The sequence below is a fragment of the Pseudomonas sp. XS1P51 genome, from assembly GCF_054897845.1.
In genome coordinates, this window is record NZ_CM142707.1 from 858,436 (window position 1) to 876,213 (window position 17,778).

General features: G+C 60.9%; 19 protein-coding genes and 2 pseudogenes. 8 read left to right on the forward strand and 13 right to left on the reverse strand.

Translation table 11 applies throughout. The features are described from left to right. Positions 1-71: 71 nt before the first annotated feature. The 4 genes from ACYZUD_RS04015 to ACYZUD_RS04030 all read right to left on the reverse strand — a co-directional run bounded on the left by ACYZUD_RS04015 (position 72) and on the right by ACYZUD_RS04030 (position 3,346). Positions 72-1,478: a heavy metal sensor histidine kinase gene (locus tag ACYZUD_RS04015; RefSeq protein WP_462022717.1), complete on the reverse strand. Its 1,407-nt coding sequence runs from the start codon at positions 1,476-1,478 to the stop codon at positions 72-74. Further along, positions 1,475-2,146: a heavy metal response regulator transcription factor gene (locus ACYZUD_RS04020; RefSeq protein WP_462022718.1), complete on the reverse strand. Its 672-nt coding sequence runs from the start codon at positions 2,144-2,146 to the stop codon at positions 1,475-1,477. Before ACYZUD_RS04020 ends, ACYZUD_RS04015 begins: the two co-directional genes overlap by 4 nt. A 39-nt stretch (positions 2,147-2,185) precedes the next feature. Further along, entirely contained in the window at positions 2,186-2,443 is a 258-nt protein-coding gene (locus tag ACYZUD_RS04025; RefSeq protein ID WP_462022719.1) for a DUF2790 domain-containing protein, read from the reverse strand. Positions 2,444-2,575: 132 nt separating this feature from the next. After that, on the reverse strand, positions 2,576-3,346 hold the full coding sequence (locus tag ACYZUD_RS04030) for an alpha/beta hydrolase (protein WP_462022720.1): 771 nt from the start codon (positions 3,344-3,346) through the stop codon (positions 2,576-2,578). A gap of 226 nt (positions 3,347-3,572) precedes the next feature. On the opposite strand from ACYZUD_RS04030, the gene ACYZUD_RS04035 reads away from it, so the two are divergent. After that, entirely contained in the window at positions 3,573-3,794 is a 222-nt protein-coding gene (locus tag ACYZUD_RS04035; protein ID WP_462022721.1) for a hypothetical protein, read from the forward strand. 3 nt (positions 3,795-3,797) lie between these two features. Here the strand turns inward: ACYZUD_RS04035 and ACYZUD_RS04040 are convergent. After that, positions 3,798-4,293: pseudogene (locus tag ACYZUD_RS04040) on the reverse strand (LysR family transcriptional regulator). A gap of 166 nt (positions 4,294-4,459) precedes the next feature. Here ACYZUD_RS04040 and ACYZUD_RS04045 point away from each other — a divergent pair. Together ACYZUD_RS04045 and ACYZUD_RS04050 are read left to right on the forward strand one after the other, a co-directional pair. Further along, on the forward strand, positions 4,460-5,761 hold the full coding sequence (locus tag ACYZUD_RS04045) for an NAD(P)/FAD-dependent oxidoreductase (protein ID WP_462022722.1): 1,302 nt from the start codon (positions 4,460-4,462) through the stop codon (positions 5,759-5,761). 54 nt (positions 5,762-5,815) lie between these two features. Beyond that, positions 5,816-6,903, forward strand: a pseudogene (locus tag ACYZUD_RS04050) (polyamine ABC transporter substrate-binding protein). A 3-nt stretch (positions 6,904-6,906) separates the two neighbouring features. On the opposite strand, the gene ACYZUD_RS04055 reads toward ACYZUD_RS04050, so the two are convergent. The 3 genes from ACYZUD_RS04055 to chrA form a co-directional block, all read right to left on the reverse strand. After that, positions 6,907-7,419 carry a DUF6644 family protein gene (locus ACYZUD_RS04055; protein WP_462025179.1) on the reverse strand — a complete coding sequence of 171 codons (513 nt, stop codon included), beginning with the start codon at positions 7,417-7,419 and terminating at the stop codon, positions 6,907-6,909. Continuing rightward, complete coding sequence (locus ACYZUD_RS04060) at positions 7,419-7,769, reverse strand: DUF6152 family protein (RefSeq protein ID WP_462022723.1); 351 nt, start codon at positions 7,767-7,769, stop codon at positions 7,419-7,421. Before ACYZUD_RS04060 ends, ACYZUD_RS04055 begins: the two co-directional genes overlap by 1 nt. Positions 7,770-7,936: 167 nt before the next feature. After that, positions 7,937-9,142 (reverse strand): chromate efflux transporter, encoded by a 1,206-nt coding sequence (gene chrA, locus ACYZUD_RS04065; RefSeq protein WP_462022724.1) that lies wholly within the window; start codon positions 9,140-9,142, stop codon positions 7,937-7,939. Positions 9,143-9,297: 155 nt separating this feature from the next. On the opposite strand from chrA, the gene ACYZUD_RS04070 reads away from it, so the two are divergent. The 4 genes from ACYZUD_RS04070 to ACYZUD_RS04085 all read left to right on the forward strand — a co-directional run bounded on the left by ACYZUD_RS04070 (position 9,298) and on the right by ACYZUD_RS04085 (position 12,858). Continuing rightward, positions 9,298-10,269 (forward strand): tripartite tricarboxylate transporter substrate binding protein, encoded by a 972-nt coding sequence (locus tag ACYZUD_RS04070; RefSeq protein ID WP_462022725.1) that lies wholly within the window; start codon positions 9,298-9,300, stop codon positions 10,267-10,269. Then, on the forward strand, positions 10,266-10,760 hold the full coding sequence (locus tag ACYZUD_RS04075) for a tripartite tricarboxylate transporter TctB family protein (RefSeq protein WP_462022726.1): 495 nt from the start codon (positions 10,266-10,268) through the stop codon (positions 10,758-10,760). The genes ACYZUD_RS04070 and ACYZUD_RS04075 overlap by 4 nt, the downstream gene beginning before the upstream one ends. A gap of 24 nt (positions 10,761-10,784) precedes the next feature. Beyond that, positions 10,785-12,293 carry a tripartite tricarboxylate transporter permease gene (locus ACYZUD_RS04080; RefSeq protein ID WP_462022727.1) on the forward strand — a complete coding sequence of 503 codons (1,509 nt, stop codon included), beginning with the start codon at positions 10,785-10,787 and terminating at the stop codon, positions 12,291-12,293. 106 nt (positions 12,294-12,399) lie between these two features. Next, positions 12,400-12,858 carry a metallophosphoesterase family protein gene (locus ACYZUD_RS04085; protein WP_462022728.1) on the forward strand — a complete coding sequence of 153 codons (459 nt, stop codon included), beginning with the start codon at positions 12,400-12,402 and terminating at the stop codon, positions 12,856-12,858. A gap of 11 nt (positions 12,859-12,869) precedes the next feature. Here the strand turns inward: ACYZUD_RS04085 and phnE are convergent, their stop codons facing one another. The 4 genes from phnE to ACYZUD_RS04105 are packed head-to-tail and all read right to left on the reverse strand — an operon-like array spanning position 12,870 to position 16,100. Then, the gene (gene phnE, locus ACYZUD_RS04090) at positions 12,870-13,637 is read right to left on the reverse strand and encodes a phosphonate ABC transporter, permease protein PhnE (protein WP_462022729.1); all 768 of its coding nucleotides are present in this window, start codon (positions 13,635-13,637) and stop codon (positions 12,870-12,872) included. Further along, positions 13,634-14,461, reverse strand: coding sequence for a PhnE/PtxC family ABC transporter permease (locus ACYZUD_RS04095; protein ID WP_462022730.1), 828 nt, complete (start codon positions 14,459-14,461; stop codon positions 13,634-13,636). Before ACYZUD_RS04095 ends, phnE begins: the two co-directional genes overlap by 4 nt. Further along, positions 14,455-15,252 carry a phosphonate ABC transporter ATP-binding protein gene (locus ACYZUD_RS04100; protein ID WP_462022731.1) on the reverse strand — a complete coding sequence of 266 codons (798 nt, stop codon included), beginning with the start codon at positions 15,250-15,252 and terminating at the stop codon, positions 14,455-14,457. Before ACYZUD_RS04100 ends, ACYZUD_RS04095 begins: the two co-directional genes overlap by 7 nt. Continuing rightward, positions 15,249-16,100 (reverse strand): putative selenate ABC transporter substrate-binding protein, encoded by an 852-nt coding sequence (locus ACYZUD_RS04105; RefSeq protein ID WP_462022732.1) that lies wholly within the window; start codon positions 16,098-16,100, stop codon positions 15,249-15,251. The genes ACYZUD_RS04100 and ACYZUD_RS04105 overlap by 4 nt, the downstream gene beginning before the upstream one ends. A gap of 334 nt (positions 16,101-16,434) precedes the next feature. Here ACYZUD_RS04105 and ACYZUD_RS04110 point away from each other — a divergent pair, with 334 nt between their 5' ends. After that, complete coding sequence (locus ACYZUD_RS04110; protein WP_462022733.1) at positions 16,435-16,815, forward strand: RidA family protein; 381 nt, start codon at positions 16,435-16,437, stop codon at positions 16,813-16,815. A gap of 27 nt (positions 16,816-16,842) precedes the next feature. On the opposite strand, the gene ACYZUD_RS04115 is transcribed toward ACYZUD_RS04110, so the two are convergent. Then, positions 16,843-17,631, reverse strand: a complete 789-nt coding sequence (locus ACYZUD_RS04115) for an alpha/beta fold hydrolase (protein WP_462022734.1) — start codon at positions 17,629-17,631, stop codon at positions 16,843-16,845. Between the last annotated feature and the right edge of the window lie 147 nt (positions 17,632-17,778).

Below are 17,778 nucleotides of genomic sequence, written 5' to 3' on the forward strand. Positions count from 1 at the left end.
AATGAGACATGTTGCGGGAGCCATGGAAGGGCCAATCGACGGCGGGTGGGTTCAATTCGTCCTGTGCGCTGTCATTCATCCACCCCTCGCGCCGGAAAAAACAGCTCAAAGCACGTAACGCCCTCACTGCTGCTGACGCTGTAAGCCCCGTTATGCAACTGCATGATCGTCGCCACGATCGACAGGCCCAAGCCGTTGGAGTGGGCCGAACGCTCACGGGATTCGTCGACGCGGTAGAAACGCTCGAACAGCCGGGGCAAGTGTTCGGCGGGGATGGTCTGGCCGTGGTTGCGCACGATCAGGCGGATGCCTTCGGCCGAAGGGGTGGCGCGGATGAACAGCTCGGAATGCGGCGCGCCGTATTTGATGGCGTTGGCGCAGAGATTGGCCAGGGCACGGCGCAGCAGCATCGGCTCTGCCCAGATCACGCCGCTGCCCTGGGCGTTGATGCTGATCCCGACATCCGCCGCGGGCCCTTCGAAGTAGTCGGCCATGCGTTCCATTTCGTCGGCGGCATCCAGTTCCTGGCGTTGGCTCAGGGCACTGGCCGGATCGGTGCGGGCCAGAAACAGCATGTTGTCGAGCATCCGCGCCAGGCGCTCAAGCTCCTCCACATTGGAGGCAAGTAGTTGCTGATAGGCTTCGATGCTGCGGTTCTGCTGCAGCGCGACCTGGGTTTCGCCGAGCAGGTTGTTGATCGGCGTGCGCAGCTCATGGGCCATGTCGGTCGACACCTGACCCAATTGCACGAAGCCCTTGCCCAGACGATCGAGCATCGCATTGAACGCCTCGATCATTGGCAGCAATTCCCGTGGCGCGCCTTGGCTGTCGAGGCGCTCGGTGAGGTTGCCGACACCGATGCCTTGGGCGTGCCTCGCCAGGCGCCGCAACGGCAGCAGCCCGCGATGAACCAGCAGGTAGCCGGACAGCGCCAGCAGGATCGCCGCCACGCTGGCGAAGAGGTACACGTTGAGCCGGTAACTGGCGAGCACCGCGGTGCGCTCGGTCATCAGGCGCCCGGTGACCACTTGCAGGCTGCCCAGATCGCCGGAATCAATGGTCGCCGCCAGCGCCGCGAAGGGCACGCCGTCCACACTCGGGTAATGCTGCACGTCAGCCAGATTCAGCGGATGGTCCATGGCCACTGGCGCCAGCGATGGCACCGCGAGGTTTCCGGGGTTGACCACCAGTAACGGTTTTTGTCCGGGAGCGCCGATGGTCAGCAGAGATTCGCGGTTGCCGAGCATATTCTGAAACAGCGCCGGTTTGGTTCTGATCAGCTCCAGGGTGTTGCTGTCGTTGAGAAAGGTGCGCAATTGATCGATACGGTTCACCAGCGCGGCATCGTCTCGCCGGATCAGTTCACGTTCCAGATCCCGATACAGTGCCACGCCCAATAGCGCCAGTGAGACAAAGGCCAGCAAGGCAAACACCAGCGCCAGGCGCAGCGTTAAGGAGTGGCGAAGGCGGGCGGTCATGGTTGCGTATCGAAGCGGTAGCCGATACCGCGCACGCTGTGGATCAGCTTGAGCTGGAAGGGGTCGTCGATTTTCAGTCGCAACCGGCGCACCGCCACATCCACGACGTTGGTATCACTGTCGAAATTCATGTCCCAGACCCGTGACGCGATCATCGAGCGCGACAAGACCTGGCCCTGGTGCGTGGCGAACAAATGCAGCAGGGCGAACTCCTTGTTGGTCAGGGTGATCCGCACGCCAGCGCGGGTGATGCGGCGTTTGAGCACGTCGATCTGCAGATCCTCGACTTGCAGCTGCTCTTCTTCGCGGGTGGGACCGCGGCGGGTCAGGGTGCGCAGCCGCGCGACCAGTTCGGCGAAGGAAAAGGGTTTGATCAGGTAATCGTCGGCGCCCAGTTCCAGGCCCTTGATACGGTCGGCGATGTCATCACGAGCCGTGAGGAACAGCACCGGTGTGTCGGCTTCCTTGCGCAGGCGGCGCAGGACTTCCCAGCCATCCATTTTCGGCATCATGACGTCCAGCACGATGACGTCGAAATCGTTCTCCAGGGCCAGGTGCAAGCCATCGACGCCATCGCGCGCGAGGCTGACCGAGTACCCGAGTTCCTGCAGGCCGTTGAGCAGATAGTTGCCTGCCTTCGGTTCGTCTTCGACTACGAGGATGTTCATGGAAATCTGCCTCAGTCAGTTGGCGCCAGTGTAGCCCGATCAATGATCATTGGTGCAGCCCGTGCCGGCGACCTGGTAATCCAGCACATGCTCGCGACCCTGATGGTCCAGGTAGTCGAGCCGCGCCGGGATCACGCCGCATTGCTGTGAAATGTCGGTGCTGGACAGGACTTTATCGACGTCCAGGTGCACGAAGAAACCGGTCTGGTCATGGATCACGGGTGTGGCGGTCTGAGTATCCGCAAACGCCGAGCCGGTGGCGAGCAGGGCGGCGAAACCGAGGATAAACATTTTCATGATGAGTCTCTCTATTCAGGGTTTGGGATGGCTGCCGTCGGGTTCGCCTGGCAGTGAGTTCAGGTTAACCAGGCGATCCGGACAGCCGACCAACAGTTCAATGACAAAGTTGTAATGCAGCGGCGGCCAGAGTTATGGCTGGCGGCCGGAAGCTTCGAGGATCAGGTCAGCGATTTCCTTGGAGTGGGAGACCAGGGACAAGTGGCTCGACGGTAGCTCGATGGTGGTGGCGCCCATGCGTTTGGCCAGGAAACGCTCCAGATCCGGGTTGATGGTCTGGTCGAGACTGGAGACCGCGTACCAGGACGGTTTGGTGTGCCAGGCCGCCGCAGTGGTGCGGTCGGTGAACAGGGTCTTGGCGATCGGTTGCTGGACGGCGAACAACTGCATGGCCTTGTCGTGGGGCACGTCACTGGCGAAGTACTTGAGGAAGGCGTCTTGTTTCAGGCTGACAAAACCATCGTGTTCTTCGGTGCCGGCGCGCACGGGCATGGTCGGGTATTTGGCCGACAGCGCGACGAAGTCTTCGCCTGCATCCGGCGCTCGTGCCGCGACGTAAACCAGCGAGCTGACCTTCGGATTGACCCCGGCCTCACTGACCACAGTGCCGGCGTAGGAGTGGCCGACCAGCACGGTCGGGCCGTCTTGTTGATTGAGCACACGCTGAGTGGCGGCGACGTCGTCGGCGACCGAAGTCAGCGGGTTTTGTACGGCGGTAACGTGCAGGCCGGCAGCCTGCAACCGCGAGATCACGTCCGACCAGCTTGAGCCATCGGCCCAGGAACCGTGCACCAGCACGACGTTATTGGCCTTGACCGGCGCGATGTCGCTGGCCATGGCGGAACCGGTGCCCAGCATCAACAGGCTGGCGGCGATCAGGCAAAGTTTGCTCAATGGTTTCATGGTATCGACCCTTGTCATCATCAGTGGGAGGTGTGTCACCCGGTGTGGGTGACTGACGACTTCACTGTATGAAGCGAGGGTGCTGGCTACGCTGACAACTCGATGACAAGTTTGTAATGCAAGACAAGTCTGTCTCCGTGGCCTCAACGCCGTATGTCGGAATCGATGAACCGCCATCCATGACCCGACTTCCAAACGAAGACAGTCCTTCGCAGGGTGTTTGGCCATGAATGATGATCAAAGGAAGGAGGCCTTGGCGGCCTGGTATCAGCTTCTGAAAGAGCCCGAAATCCGCATGGATGCAGAAGAGCAGTACGACGAACTGCTGAAGGTCGCCGATGAGATGGAACGCCAGGGGCTGATCAGCAGCACAGAATGGCGTGGATTGGTGCGCGAGGCGGGTGTCGCTTTCGCCAACGCGACAGAAGGCGTGGACCGTGGTACGTGAGGGTCAAGCTGTGCGTTCGGCCTGTTGGGCGAACCATTGCATGATCAGCGCGCACGCCGGATGAGAGGCTGCCGAAGGTTGCAGGTGCAGCGAATAGATCCCGCGGGTCTTCAACGGTTGCCCGAACGGGATGACGAGCAGACCCCGTTCAATGGATTCCCCCGCCAGGGTCATGTCCGTCATGGCCACCCCCATTCCTCGCGCTGCCGCGTCGAGCGCCAACTCGTCGAGGCAAGCCGATCCTCCAGTGTTTTCAGTTGCGCCAGGATATTGCGCGCGGTCCCCAGCACCTGTTCGCCTTCCGGCGTCAGGCGAACACTGCGGCTATTGCGGACGAACATCGGCAAGCCAAAGTGACCCTCCAACTGCTGAATTTTTCGGCTCACTGCACTTTGGGTCAGGCACAGCGTTGCGCCGCCTGCGTGAAGCTGCCGGAATCGGAGACCTTCACCAGTGCTTGCAAGGCCTGAAGAGAGGGAACGTGACGAATTTTATCCATGCGTTTTCTGAATGGCTCGATGATTTTATAACGTTGGTTGTATTGCTAAAGGCCTTATAGATTCTAGCTCTAGCTACCGTCATCTCAAACTACTCATGCGATTGCTGCATGAAGTCCTGCTTTGAACAGAGGCGGCTTGCAGAGCGATAGTCGAATGAGGTGACGCATGGAAAATATATGTGGCTGGATTGCGCAGGCGGGACATTCACCCGGTCGCGCCCGGCTGACCGGCGCGAAAAAAGCCGACTGGCTGATCGTGGGGGCTGGTATCACCGGCCTTTGTGCCGCTCATGCGCTGGCTGAAATGCACCCTGAGGCACGCATCGTGGTGGTCGACAGGCAGCGGGCCGCGCAAGGGGCCTCGGCGCGCAACTCAGGGTTCGTGGCGGGCCACGAACACCCTGGCGATGATGAGCTTATCGGCCGTCAGGGGTTCGCTGATTTTGAAGTGGACACCGAGATTTCACGGGTCGCCAGCGAAGAGGTCCGCAAGCGCATTGCTCGTCACGGCATCGAGTGCGATTTCCGGGATTGGGGTTACTTCTTCGCCGTCAGCGATCCAGGCAAGCTGACCCATGTCGAGGCAAAACTGGTGACATTGCGTGCCGTCGGAGCCTCTGCGCAGTTCCTGGAAGGGGATGAACTGAGCAAAAAGCTGGGAACCGGGCATTACCGCGCCGCGATCTGGTGCGGTCATGGCAACGCACTGCTGCAACCGGCGAAATACGTGAAGGGTTTGCTGGATGCGCTACCGGACAATGTGACCCTTTATGAAAATACCGACATCACCGGTCTGGAGCGCTTGAGTCGCGGAGGCCTTCGCGCCAATGCAGTCAACGCCAGTATCGAAGCGAAGCAGGTCCTGGTCTGCCTGAATGCCTTCATCCCCCGCGCGGGGATAGCAGACAGCGGAACGTTCCCGATGGAACTCAGCGCCAGCCTCACGCGGCCGCTCAGCGACGACGAATTCGCCGCCATTGGCGCTGTCGAGCCTTGGGGCGTGCTCTCCACCCGGCCACTGGGTGCCACGGTGCGACTCACTCCGGATCGCCGCGTGATGATCCGCAACACCGCGGAATACCGTTCCCGTGATTTGTCCGACAGTGAGCTTTTGCATCGGCGCCAACACCATGTGCTTGGTTTGCAACGCCGTTTTCCGTGGCTCACCGAGCAGGACATTCACTACACCTGGACCGGACACTTGAGCGCCTCACGCTCCGGGCAGCCTTATTTTGCCAAGGTCGAAGAGGGTGTGTTTGCCGTGGCCGGATACAACGGCTCGGGCGTGGCGCGCGGCACGCTTTGGGGCCGCTTGCTTGCCGAACTGGCCTCGGGTGTCCGCTCGCCAATCCTGGAATCGGTCATGCACAGGGCTCAGCCCGGCTGGCTCCCGCCGCGACCCCTGCTTGATATCGGGACCATGCTTCGAATGCGCGTGGAGGCGGTCAGGGCCAGAACAGAAGTCTAGAAAATCCGGCGATCCAAAAAGAATAAAAGCTCATCAACTACACGGTGATTGAACATGCACGTCAATAAAGTTTCCCTGATGGTTTTGCTGACAACAGTGTCGGCAGCCACTTACGCCGACGAAGTCGTCAACATTTCAAACTGGAACGGCTACATCGCTGATGACACCCTGACCAGCTTCACCAAGGAAACGGGAATCAAGGCAACTTACGACATCCATGACAGCAACGAAGTGCTGGAGTCGAAGTTGATGACCGGCAACACCGGCTACGACGTGGTGAGCCCCTCGAACCATTTTCTGTCCCGATTGATAAAAGCCGGGGCGGTTCAGAAACTTGATAAGCGCCAGCTCCCCAACTGGAAAAACCTTGATCCGGCGCTGATGAAAAAACTGGAGGTCAATGATCCGGGCAACCAGTACGGCTATCCGTACATGTGGGGCACGGCGGGGATTGGCTACAACGTCGAGAAGATCAAAGCGATATTCGGCAACACGGACGTCACCCGTTCCTGGAGTCTGTTTTTCGATGAGAACAACATCAAGAAGTTGAGCCAGTGCGGCGTGGCGATTATCGATAACCCTACGCAGATTCTGCCGATCACCCTGAATTACCTGGGGCTGCCGCCGCATAGCCATGAGCCGGCGGATTACAAGAAAGCCGAGCAGGCGCTCCTTGAAATCAGACCTTACGTCCAGTATTTCCACGCCTCCAAGTACATCAGCGACCTGGCGAACGGCAATGTCTGCGCGGTGATCGGTTTCAATGGCGACATTGTTCAGGCGGCTGCCAGCGCAAAAGAAGCCAACAATGGCATCAACATCGCCTATTCGATTCCAGATGAGGGCTTGACCCTGTGGTTCGATATGGTGGTCATGCCAAAGAGCGCGCCGCACGAGAAAATGGCTACGCCTACATGAACTACCTGCTGACGCCTCAGGTCATTGCCAACATCAGCAACAGCATCCATTACGCCAACCCCAACCTTGCAGCGGATGAATATGTTGTCCCGGCCGTGAAGCAGGACCTGGCGATCTACCCGCCGAAAAGTGTGCTGGACAAGTTGTTTACCGTCGAGGAACTCCCGGCTGCCATCGCCCGGTTGACGACCCGCTTGTGGACCAAGTTGAAAACCAATACCTGACGATCAGGTGTACGCCAACAGCCGGCCGCACAACACCACGCTGAACCATAACGCAATCGAAAGCAGCGCCTGGATCTTTGCAATTCCAGGCGCCGCTGCGCCCGTGTTCCATTGGGTTACCGAGCGGTAGACCCCGACGTGGAAAATGACGGCGTTGAGCCCCGCAGTCGCGATCAGGCAAAGCTTCAGGATAAAAATGTTGTTCGATGCGAAGTCATGGGGATGGGCAGTAAACATCATCAGCCCGGCGGGCACGATCAATAGCAGGGCCGCAATGGACCAGGTCAGAAGGTGTCGAGCCAAGGCTGTCACTTCGATACTTTTCGACAGCCCGAGCACCCGCAGATCGAACATCACGACAGAGCCGACAAGTACCGAAAATCCAATGATGTGAACCACCTCGACCAGCGGATACAGCCAAAGGTCACCGCGCATCGTCGCCCCAAGTTGCGATCCGTCCAACCAGTCCAGCCAGCTTTCCGGGCCCGCTCCACCGCGGGTATCAGTGGCCTGCATCATCGCAACTCGGTGGTTTTGCCGCCGACCGTGATGCGTTCGGCGCGCAGTTCATCGGGTTTGTTTCGATTCTGATAGCCGACCACGGTGGCCGTGCTGCCAACGCTCAGCATGTCCCGGGAAAGACCACGGTTCTCCATGCGCGAGGGCGGTGCCAGGACGACGTTCCAGGTCTTGTCCTCGGTTTTGAGGCGAACGAAACCGTGTGGGTGGGAGTAGCCGGATTCTTCAATCGTGCCGTTCAACTGCAAGGCGTTGCTGGAGTCGTATTCACTCCAGCCGTGGTGAGCGAACGCCGCCGTTACCGCCAGTAAGAGTGACAATCCAATGCAGCCGAGCATGCCTTTCATGACAAGTCTCCTGTTGCACACCGTACGTATAGGGCTTGGAGATCGGTTTTTTACCGCAGATGGTTTTTAGAATAGCCCGGCATTTTTCGGCGTTACGCCGGGCAATCAGGAGAAGTGTTTCTGAAAAAGTAGACGTTTGAATATCAACAGCTTGCTTGCCTGCCTGTTCACTGCATGACACTCAAAAGCCACCCCGCGACCCCGCTGCCGACAACCACCAGCCACGGCGGAAGCTTCCAGAACATCAGCGCCACCAGGGCAACCAGTGCCAAACCGAAGTCTTGCGGCTTGAAAATGGCGCTCGTCCATACCGGCTGATAAAGCGCTGCCAAGAGCAGGCCGACCACCGCTGCATTGATCCCGATCAGTGCGGCCTGTGTGTGCACACTGCGGCGCAACTGCTCCCAAAACGGCAAGGCGCCCACGATCAACAAAAAGGACGGTGCGAAGATCGCCAGCAGGCAAATCATGCCCCCGACCCAACCCGAAGGGGCGGGATTCATCGACGCGCCGAGGAATGCGGCGAACGTGGACAAAGGGCCGGGGACGGCCTGTGCGGCGCCATACCCGGCGAGGAAGGTTTCATTGCTGACCCAACCGGAGGGCACCACCTCGGCTTGCAGCAGCGGCAGAATAACGTGCCCCCCACCGAACACCAGTGAGCCGGACCGGTAGAAGGCATCCACCAGCGCCACGGTTTGATTGGGCCGCAGTTGGCTCAAGAGCGGCAGGCCAACCAGCAATACCAGGAACAACGACAGCCAGATCGCCCCGGCCCGGTGGCTGATGGTGATCGGCAGTGGATCGTGCTCGGCGCTCATCCTGGGTTTGAATAACAGGAGGCCGACAACGCCAGCGGCGGCAATCACGCCGACCTGGCCCCACGCGGAGGGTTCCAGCAGGGCGACGCAGGCGGCAATCGCCATGAGGGTGACTCGCGGCACGTCGGTGCACAGGTTTCGCGCCATGCCCCATACCGCTTGAGCAACCACCGCGACGGCCACCACTTTGAGGCCATGCAGTGCGCCGGGCGAGAGGGCGGTGCCGTGGGAAATACTCAGGGCAAACAGGATCAGCGCAATGGCCGAAGGCAGGGTAAAACCGGCCCATGCAGCGAGCGCCCCGCCGTATCCCGCCCGAGACATCCCCAACGCGATGCCGACCTGACTGCTTGCCGGCCCCGGCAGAAATTGGCAGAGCGCCACCAGGTCCGCATAACTGCGCTCGGTCAGCCAGCGCCGTCGTGTGACGAACTCGTCGCGAAAATAGGCCAGGTGTGCAATGGGGCCGCCGAACGAGGTCAGGCCGAGGCGCAAGAAGATGAGAAACACCGACCATGCGCTGCTGCGGACATCGGCACTCGTGTTGGCCATGTATATGCTTTCCTGAAATGAACAGATTCAACGTTGCAGGCCGTCATTCTAACCATGGCCTACGCTTACTCGCAGGCCAATGTTCATTGAGCAGGGTTTGCGCCCTGATCGACGTTCACCGGCACCTATAAAAACAATGCAATGGGAGACCACTCATGTCCGCTTTGTTCCGTCGATTCAGCCGCTGCATCGCAACAGCCATTACCGCTGCTGCGCTCGCGACACCTGCCTTTGCGCTGGACACCGTCAAGTTCATGGCCCCAGGTTCCGTGGGCGGCGGTTATGACCAGACCGCAAGGGTTCTGGGCAAAGCCCTGGTCGAGGCCAAAGGGGCAAAGTCCGCCACCTACGAGAACAAGGGCGGGGCCGGCGGTACGTTGGGGCTGGCGCAATTTGCCAATAGCACCAAGGGCGATCCGAATGCGTTGCTGGTGGTCGGCGCGATCATGGTCACCGCGATAGAACAGAACAAACCGCAGATTACCTTGAAGGATGTCACGCCGATCGCGCGGCTGTTTACCGAATACAACGTGCTTGCCGTCCGCAAGGAGTCCGAGTTCAAAACCCTGGAGGACTTGCTGACAGTCTTCAAAGACAAACCGACCAGCATCTCCTGGGGCGGTGGCTCCAAGGGGTCGATCGATCACATCGGCATTGCTGAATTGGCCGCAAAAATGGGTGTCCCGGTGAACAAGGTGAACTACGTGGCCTTCGCGGGTGGGGGTGAGGTCGTTGCCCAGGCATTGGGCGGCTCGATCAAGGTGATCACAGGTGGTTATGCCGAGCTTGGCCAATACATCAGAAACGGCCAGTTCCGTGTACTCGCCATCGGCGCCCCCGAACGCGTTGAAGGCATCGATGCACCGACCCTCAAGGAGAAAGGTTACGACGTGACCATCGGCAATTGGCGTGGCGTTTACGGTGCCGCCAATCTCACACCCGAGCAGCGCAAAGAAGTGACCGCCGCCGTGGTGGCCGCCGCCGACAGTAAACTCTGGAAAGAAAACATTGAAACCAACAAATGGTCACCCAACGTTCTGACCGGCGATGAATTCGGCAAGTTCGTCGACGAAGAGCATGTGCGATTGCGCGCGATGCTGGTCGAGGTAGGGCTGGTTGCGAAATGACTCAGCCACGCAGAGTCGTGCCGCCCCAACTGGCGATTGGCGTCGGTGTGGTCGTCATCAGCGCGGTATTGGCGTACGGCGCATTTTGCTTTCCACCCGAGATGGGGTTCGTCATCCTGGGGGCGCACGTCTATCCCTATGGCGTCGCGGTGTTCCTTGGCATCGTTGGCGTTTTGCTGAGTTATCAGGCGGTCACCGGTGGTTTTCGCGAACTGGAAGATCACAGTGACGAGAGTGCCAAAGTGCTACCCGGTGGCAAAGCCGGTGCAGCCTGGGTGACGGCAGGTCTGGTGGGGGTGGCCTTGCTCATTAACCTCATCGGATTCGTGCTGGCGGCCGGGCTGCTGTTTGCCTGTTCGGCACGCGGTTTCGGCAGTGCTCGTCCGGTGCGCGACCTCGCCATCGGCATTGCCTTGACCCTGCCGATCTACTGGCTTTTCAACGCCGGGCTAGGGGTTTCCCTTCCGCCCCTTGTCAACGCCTGGATCTGACCCGGGCCGAAGGAGATCAACAAGGTGGACATCCTCTCAAGCCTGGCAATGGGTTTTTCTGAAGCGCTGACGCCGATCAATTTGATGTGGGGATTTATCGGCTGTTTGCTGGGCACTGCGATTGGTGTGTTGCCGGGGATCGGACCGGCACTGACGGTGGCCTTGCTGCTGCCGATTACGGCCAAGGTCGATCCCACCGGGGCGCTGATCATGTTCGCCGGTATCTATTACGGCGCTCAGTTCGGTGGCTCCACCACCTCTATCCTGCTCAATACCCCGGGAGAATCGTCCTCCATGGTCACGGCCCTGGAAGGCAACCTCATGGCTCGCAACGGCAGGGCAGGGCCAGCCCTGGCAACGGCGGCAATAGGGTCATTTGTGGCCGGCACCATTGCGACGATATTGCTGACCCTCTTTGCCCCCGTGGTTGCCACACTGGCGCTCAAGTTTGGTCCTGCGGAGTATTTCGCGATTCTGGTGTTGTCCTTCACGACAGTGTCGGCGGTACTCGGTGCTTCGATGTTGCGGGGTTTTGTGTCGCTGGGGATTGGCCTGACCATTGGCCTGATCGGTCTGGACTCCACCTCGGGTATTGCCCGCTACACCTTGGGCGTTCCCGAAATGGTCGACGGCATCGAAGTGGTGCTCGTGGCCGTCGGGTTGTTTGCAGTGGGCGAGGCTTTGTACAGCCTGCTGTATCAAAAGGAGGAAACAGCCGGTCGGCACCGCTTGACCTCATTGTGGATGACACGCTCCGATTGGAAGCGATCGGTTCCCGCCTGGCTACGGGGCACGCTGATCGGTTTTCCATTCGGCTCCATACCGGCAGGTGGCGCTGAAATCCCGACGTTTCTGTCCTATTCGGCGGAACGCAAACTGAGCAAGTACCCCAAAGAATTTGCGGGCAACAAGGGCGAGGGCGCCATCGAGGGCGTCGCCGGTCCTGAAGCCGCCAACAACGCGAGCGCGACGGGTTCTTTGGTACCACTGCTGACGCTGGGCATCCCGACGTCCGCCACGGCGGCGATTCTGTTGGCCGCGTTCCAGAACTACAACCTGCAACCGGGGCCGCTGCTCTTCCAGACTTCGGGAGAACTGGTCTGGACGCTGGTGGCTTCGCTGTACATCGGCAACGTCATCCTGCTGGTGTTGAATCTTCCGTTGGTGGGCCTCTGGGTCAAGCTCCTGCAGATTCCCCGGCCTTACTTGAACGCCGGTATTCTGGTGTTTGCCACCATCGGCGTGTACGGCATGCGCCATTCTTCCTTCGATCTTTTGCTGATGCTGGCGATCGGTTGGGGAGGGGTGCTGATGCGTCGTTTCGACTTTCCCGTTGCCCCCGTGATCGTGGGCATGCTGCTGGGCCCGATGGCCGAAAAGCAATTACGTAACGCCTTGTCCATCAGCGAGGGGGACTGGATGGTGTTTGTCACACAACCTATCTCGGCGGCGCTCCTTGCGCTGACGTTGTTGGTTTTGCTGGTGCCACATCTGCTTCATGCCAGGGGTATCAAGTTGCATGAGGATGATTGAGCCGGCGCCGGTGGCCAAACTATGACGTTGCGACCTGACCGCGCACGTCGAGGGCGCTTGCTTCGTTACACTGTGTTCCGATGCTTGAATCTGTCTGGAGCTTTGCATGAAAGTTGGCGTGATTTCCGATACCCATGGCTTGCTCCGCGCCGAAGCCCTTGTTGCCCTGGAGGGGTGTGAGCGGATCATTCACGCGGGCGACATCGGTAATCCCGAAATTCTCGATCAACTGGAGTCTATTGCTCCGCTGCACGTAGTACGCGGCAACAATGACCTGGACGCCCCTTGGGCTGAACATCTTGCCGACTGCCTACGCTTCGACCTCAACGGATGGCAGACGCTGCTGGTGCATGACATCGCCGATGCTCCAGCCGTGCTCGATGCAGGTATCAGGCTGGTGATCACCGGCCATTCGCACAAGCCACGCATAGAATGGCGCGGCGAACAGCTCTACCTCAATCCTGGCAGCGCTGGACGGCGGCGCTTCAAGCTGCCGGTGACGCTGGCGCTGCTTGAGGTGCTTGAGACCTCCATTGAGCCGCGCCTGGTTTCGCTATTGGAATGACGCGAAAACAGTCAGGCCTTGACCCAGCGCTGGCGGCTCCAGCTGCTCAGCGTATCGACGGCAAATACCAGTAACAGCATGGCTAGAATCACGGTGCTGGCCTGAGCCTCCTGGAACAGGCTGAGGCTGACATAGAGCATTTGCCCCAAACCACCCGCGCCGACGAAACCGAGCACGCTGGCCATGCGGATATTGTTCTCCCAGCGGTACAGGATGTAGGCCAGGAGCTGTGGCAACAGGTTGGGGAGTGTGCCGTAACAGAACGCCCACACGGCATTGCCGCCCTGGAGGCGGATCGCTTCGGCCGGTTCGGGTGGGGTGTTTTCCAGCGCTTCGGCGAACAGCCGACCGAGCACGCCGGTGGTGTGCAGGGCTAATGCCAGGGTGCCGGCATTCGGGCCGAGCCCGGCGGCAAGGACCATCAGTGCGGCCCACACCAGTTCCGGAACCGCGCGCAGGGCGTTAAGCACAAGGCGCGATGCGCTCTGCAGAGGCCAACCGAATCGCCCGGCCGCGGGCAATGCCAACAGCAGGCCGAGCACTGCCGCGAGCAGGGTGCCGAGGGCGGACATGGCGATGGTTTCCAGCGCGCCATAGCCGATGGCTTGTAGATGACCGGTGCTCAAGTCCGGGCTGAGAAAACGCTGTGCATAGGCCCCCATCCGGTTCAGGTTGCCGTCGGCGCCCAGCTCCGCGAGGTCGATGCCCAGGTAGGTGAACGAGGCGGCGACCGCAGCACCGATGCAGAGGAGCAGTGCCAGGTTGAACAGGCGATTCATGCCAGCCTCCAGCGCAGCAGGCGGCTGAGTTGATCGGCGAGCAGCACCAGTACGAGGAAGGTCAGCAACAGACTGGCCACTTCACCGCCGGCGAACATGCGCAGCGACAGATCCATTTGCTGGCCCAGACCGCCAGCACCGACGAATCCCATCACCACTGAGGCGCGGATGGCGCATTCCCAGCGGTACACCGTGTACGACAGCAGCTCCGCAGCCACATTGGGCAGGATCCCGTAGAAAAAGGCCGCGAGCCGACCGCTGCCCGCTTGCAGCAGCGCGTGGGCCGGGCGCTGGTCGACCGACTCGAAAATTTCCGCGTAGACCTTGCCCAGCATGCCGCTGTAGGTAATGGCAATGGCCAGGACCCCGGCCGTCGGGCCGAGGCCGACAGCGCGCACGAACAGCAGGGCCCAAACGATTTCCGGCACGCTGCGCAGGAAGATCAGTAAACCGCGTACCGGCCACCGCAGCAGTTGCCCCCAGTAGCTCGGATGACCGGCACGGGAAGCAGCAGACAGCGACAGGGCCCGACTGGACAGCAGACTGGCGGGAACGGCCAACAGCAACGCCAGCACCATGCCGGCCGTGGCGATGGCCAGGGTCTGCAAGGTGGCCTGCGCCAGCAGCTGGATGAACTCCTCACCATGGGCCGGTGGCCAGAAGGCTGATACAAACCGACCCATCTCGCTCTGACTGTCACTCGCCACCAGGACGCTCAGGTCCAGCTCGCTGAAGCGAATGCCTGGCCACAGCAGGGCAAGGGCCAGCAGGCTGAGCAGCAGGCGGGGGCGGGCGGCGGGATCTCGGGTATCGCGCGTCAGCATCGGGGAATCTGCACGCTCAAGGGTGTCGGAGGAACCGGCGCGGATTGCAGCTGTTCATTGGCGTAGAGCTTGTCGAGCAGCTCGCGGTCGACTTCGCTGGCCGGAAGGTCGAACAGGATCTGTCCATCACGCAACCCGATGATGCGCGAAAAGTGCGCCAGGGCCAGTTCCACCGCATGCAGGCTGGCGACCAGCGTGACGTTGTGCTCTCGCGCATGACGGCAGAGAACCGACAGTGTGTGCTCGGCCAGCACCGGATCCATGGCCGATACCGGCTCATCGGCCAGCAACACCTCGGGCGCCTGATACAGAACGCGAGCGACGCCCACGCGTTGTAGCTGACCGCCGGACAGTTGCTGGCACTGCGCGAACAACTTGTCGTTCAGGTCCAGCCTGGCCAATGCCGCGCGAGCACCCGGAATATCCAGCGGGTGCAGCAGATTCAGCAGGCTCTTGCCCAGGCCCCACTGGCCAATCTTTCCGGCCAGAACCGCTGTCACCACACGCTGGCGGGGTGGCAGGGGTGGCGACTGATGCACCAGGCCAATGCGCGCGCGCAGACGCTGCCGCTGACGGGCAGAAAGCTGCCACGCGCGTTCGCCGAGCACCTGCAGCTCGCCGCTGCTCGGTCGCAGGGCGGTGGCCAGCAGGTTGAGCAGGCTCGACTTACCCGCGCCGGACGGGCCGATGATGGCGACCTGTTCGCTGGCACCGATGTGCAAGTCCACACCCTGCAACGCGCGGACGCCATTGGTGTGGGTGAGGCTGATCCGGGTCAGATGCAATGTCATTTGAGCAGGTCGGCAGCGCGTGCGGCTTCCTCGATGCCCTTGTAGTTCTCAGGCTTGGTTTCGATGAACCGGCTGGCGGCCTGCAGATCCAGAATCTCCTTGTCCTTGGGGTTCGCCGGGTCGAGCGCAAGGAAGGCTGCCTTGATTTTGGCGGCCAGCGCCGGGTCGAGCGTTCCGCGTACGGTCCAGTTGTAGTCGTAGTAGGCCGGGGTGGTGGCAAACACCTTGACCTTGTCGGTGTCGACCTTACCGGCGGCGACCAGTTTTTCCCACACGCTGGCGTTCAGTACCCCGGCGTCCACCTTGCCGGCCTGAACCCAGGCGACGGTGGCGTCATGGGCGCCGGAGTAGCCTACGCGACTGAAGTAGCTTTCCGGTTTGATGCCGTCCTGGAGCATGAAATAGCGCGGCATGAGACTGCCGGAAGTGGAAGACACCGAACCGAAGGCGAAGGTCTTGCCCTTGAGATCGGCGAGGGACTTGACGGCCGGGTCGGCGGTGATGAATTTGCTGGTGAACTGGGCGTCCTGCTCACGCTGCACCAGCGGAATGGCATTGCCGGTTTTCAGGCGTGCCTGCACGAACGTGAAGCCGCCCAGCCAGGCCAGGTCGATTCGGTCCGTGGCCAGCGCCTCGACCACGGCCGGATAGTCGCTGACCGGTACGAACTCGACCTTCATGCCCAATTGGTGTTCCAGATAAGTGCCGAGCGGCTTGAACTTGCGGAGCAGTTCGGTAGGGGCTTCATCAGGTATGGCGCTGACTTTCAGGGTATCGGCGGCATGCGCGAGCAGGGTGCTAAAAGACAGGGTCAAGCCGACGGCCAATGCCAGGGTACGCTTGAGCATGGAGGTTCTCCGGTTCATTAGCGGAAGAATGTCGATGCGCCTGGCACACGCTGATTGCTGAGTGGCGCATTGTGAGGGTAGACGAAACGGCGCGATTGTATGAGTTCGTGCGTCGCTGGTTTGCTTTGCTCGAATCCGCAGCGCGTCGGTCGTCGGCATGCCACGGGGGGAGCGGCCATTTGCTTGCCTTGCGAATTTTTCGAGCTGATTCACGAACGGCCCGACGATGGGGCTGTAAACTGGCCGCGCAAACGGCGCTGCCTAATTGAATGCCGCAGCGAGCCGGCCGCACCATACGCGACCGCCCCTTTACCCCCTCAAGCAAGAGATCCCCATGGCAAACCACGACCTCACCTTTCTCCCCGACCCCGACCAGGAATCCATCTCCTCCGACGTCGCCGGTTTTGGCGGCCTGCTGGTCTCCACTCAGATTCCCACCCGCGCCGACGGTAGCCTGGAGCTGGGCGATATCGTCAAGCAGAGCGAATGCACCCTGCAGGCGCTCAAGTCAGCGCTGGAGCGCGCCGGCAGTTCGATGGACCGGGTGTTGCACCTGACCATCTACCTCACCGACATGGCCGACCGCGCTGCTTTCAACGAGGTCTATCAGCGCTTCTTCGCCAAGCCCTGGCCGGTTCGCGCCGCCGTTGGCGTGGCGGCCCTGGCGGTCGAAGGCATGCGCGTGGAAGTCACTGCGATGGCGGCCAAGGGCTGAGTCCGCGGACTTATCCGGCGGCCCCGCTCAGCGAGCCGCCGGCGCATCGAGAAACCCGTTGATCATCGGCACCAGCCAACCGGTGCGCGCCGTCACCTGCATGTGATCGGTGCCGGGGAGCACGACGAGCTGCGCATGCGCAAGGAGCCGGAACATCTCTACGGCATGTTCGGGGCGGATGACATCGGTGTCGCCAACCACCACGAGCGTCGGCGCGCTGATACTACGGATTGCTTCGGTCGGGATGTCCTTGAAGTCGCGCATGCGCCGGGCTGCCTTGTCGTGCATCATCCGCAGGTTTTTGGGCTGCGGCGCGACCTTGAGGTATTCCTCTTGCAGTTCCTGCGGCATGTTTTCCAGCGTGGCGTTGTCCATTGCGTCCCAGAGCCATGGATAGGCGCCTTCGCGTTTGACAAGCGTCGACGCCGTCACCAGCTTGCGCACGACATTCGGATGCCTGATCGCCACCTGCAACGCGATGGTGCCGCCATTGCTGAATCCGAAGAGATCCGCTTTCTCGATATGCAGATACGCCAGCAGCGCCGCGGTGTCATCCGCCGACTGCTCGAAGCTGAACGGCCGTTCGGCGATGTCCGCCGTGTGCCCATAGCCCTGCTGCTCGAAGGCAATGACCTGCCGCTCGCCCGCCAGCACTGGCAGGATCTGACCGAAAGACGTCTGAAGGGTGTCGCCGCCACCATGCAGCAGCACGAGCGGCGGTTGCGTGGAGTTCGCGACGCCGTGAATCTCAAAGTAGATACGCAGGCCGTTGACGGGGGCGTAGCCGGTGTGGATAGCGGGTTTGCGCTGGTTCATGGCGGATTCTCCGCGTCAGCCCGGGTTTGAGTGTGATAGCGAGTGGATATCTGCGCGAAGGTGATTATGCTTCAAGGGACCTTGCAGCGATGCGAGGCCGTCAGCCTGTTTCCATGCTTTGCGCGATTCGTAATCCGATGACATCAG

Bases quoted from the DNA above. Each gene is read 5' to 3' on its own strand.
- ACYZUD_RS04015 (WP_462022717.1), bottom strand. From the start codon at position 1,478: ATGACCGCCCGCCTTCGCCACTCCTTAACGCTGCGCCTGGCGCTGGTG.
- ACYZUD_RS04020 (WP_462022718.1), bottom strand. From the start codon at position 2,146: ATGAACATCCTCGTAGTCGAAGACGAACCGAAGGCAGGCAACTATCTG.
- ACYZUD_RS04025 (WP_462022719.1), bottom strand. From the start codon at position 2,443: ATGAAAATGTTTATCCTCGGTTTCGCCGCCCTGCTCGCCACCGGCTCG.
- ACYZUD_RS04030 (WP_462022720.1), bottom strand. From the start codon at position 3,346: ATGAAACCATTGAGCAAACTTTGCCTGATCGCCGCCAGCCTGTTGATG.
- ACYZUD_RS04035 (WP_462022721.1), top strand. From the start codon at position 3,573: ATGAATGATGATCAAAGGAAGGAGGCCTTGGCGGCCTGGTATCAGCTT.
- ACYZUD_RS04045 (WP_462022722.1), top strand. From the start codon at position 4,460: ATGGAAAATATATGTGGCTGGATTGCGCAGGCGGGACATTCACCCGGT.
- ACYZUD_RS04055 (WP_462025179.1), bottom strand. From the start codon at position 7,419: ATGCAGGCCACTGATACCCGCGGTGGAGCGGGCCCGGAAAGCTGGCTG.
- ACYZUD_RS04060 (WP_462022723.1), bottom strand. From the start codon at position 7,769: ATGAAAGGCATGCTCGGCTGCATTGGATTGTCACTCTTACTGGCGGTA.
- chrA (WP_462022724.1), bottom strand. From the start codon at position 9,142: ATGGCCAACACGAGTGCCGATGTCCGCAGCAGCGCATGGTCGGTGTTT.
- ACYZUD_RS04070 (WP_462022725.1), top strand. From the start codon at position 9,298: ATGTCCGCTTTGTTCCGTCGATTCAGCCGCTGCATCGCAACAGCCATT.
- ACYZUD_RS04075 (WP_462022726.1), top strand. From the start codon at position 10,266: ATGACTCAGCCACGCAGAGTCGTGCCGCCCCAACTGGCGATTGGCGTC.
- ACYZUD_RS04085 (WP_462022728.1), top strand. From the start codon at position 12,400: ATGAAAGTTGGCGTGATTTCCGATACCCATGGCTTGCTCCGCGCCGAA.
- phnE (WP_462022729.1), bottom strand. From the start codon at position 13,637: ATGAATCGCCTGTTCAACCTGGCACTGCTCCTCTGCATCGGTGCTGCG.
- ACYZUD_RS04095 (WP_462022730.1), bottom strand. From the start codon at position 14,461: ATGCTGACGCGCGATACCCGAGATCCCGCCGCCCGCCCCCGCCTGCTG.
- ACYZUD_RS04100 (WP_462022731.1), bottom strand. From the start codon at position 15,252: ATGACATTGCATCTGACCCGGATCAGCCTCACCCACACCAATGGCGTC.
- ACYZUD_RS04105 (WP_462022732.1), bottom strand. From the start codon at position 16,100: ATGCTCAAGCGTACCCTGGCATTGGCCGTCGGCTTGACCCTGTCTTTT.
- ACYZUD_RS04110 (WP_462022733.1), top strand. From the start codon at position 16,435: ATGGCAAACCACGACCTCACCTTTCTCCCCGACCCCGACCAGGAATCC.
- ACYZUD_RS04115 (WP_462022734.1), bottom strand. From the start codon at position 17,631: ATGAACCAGCGCAAACCCGCTATCCACACCGGCTACGCCCCCGTCAAC.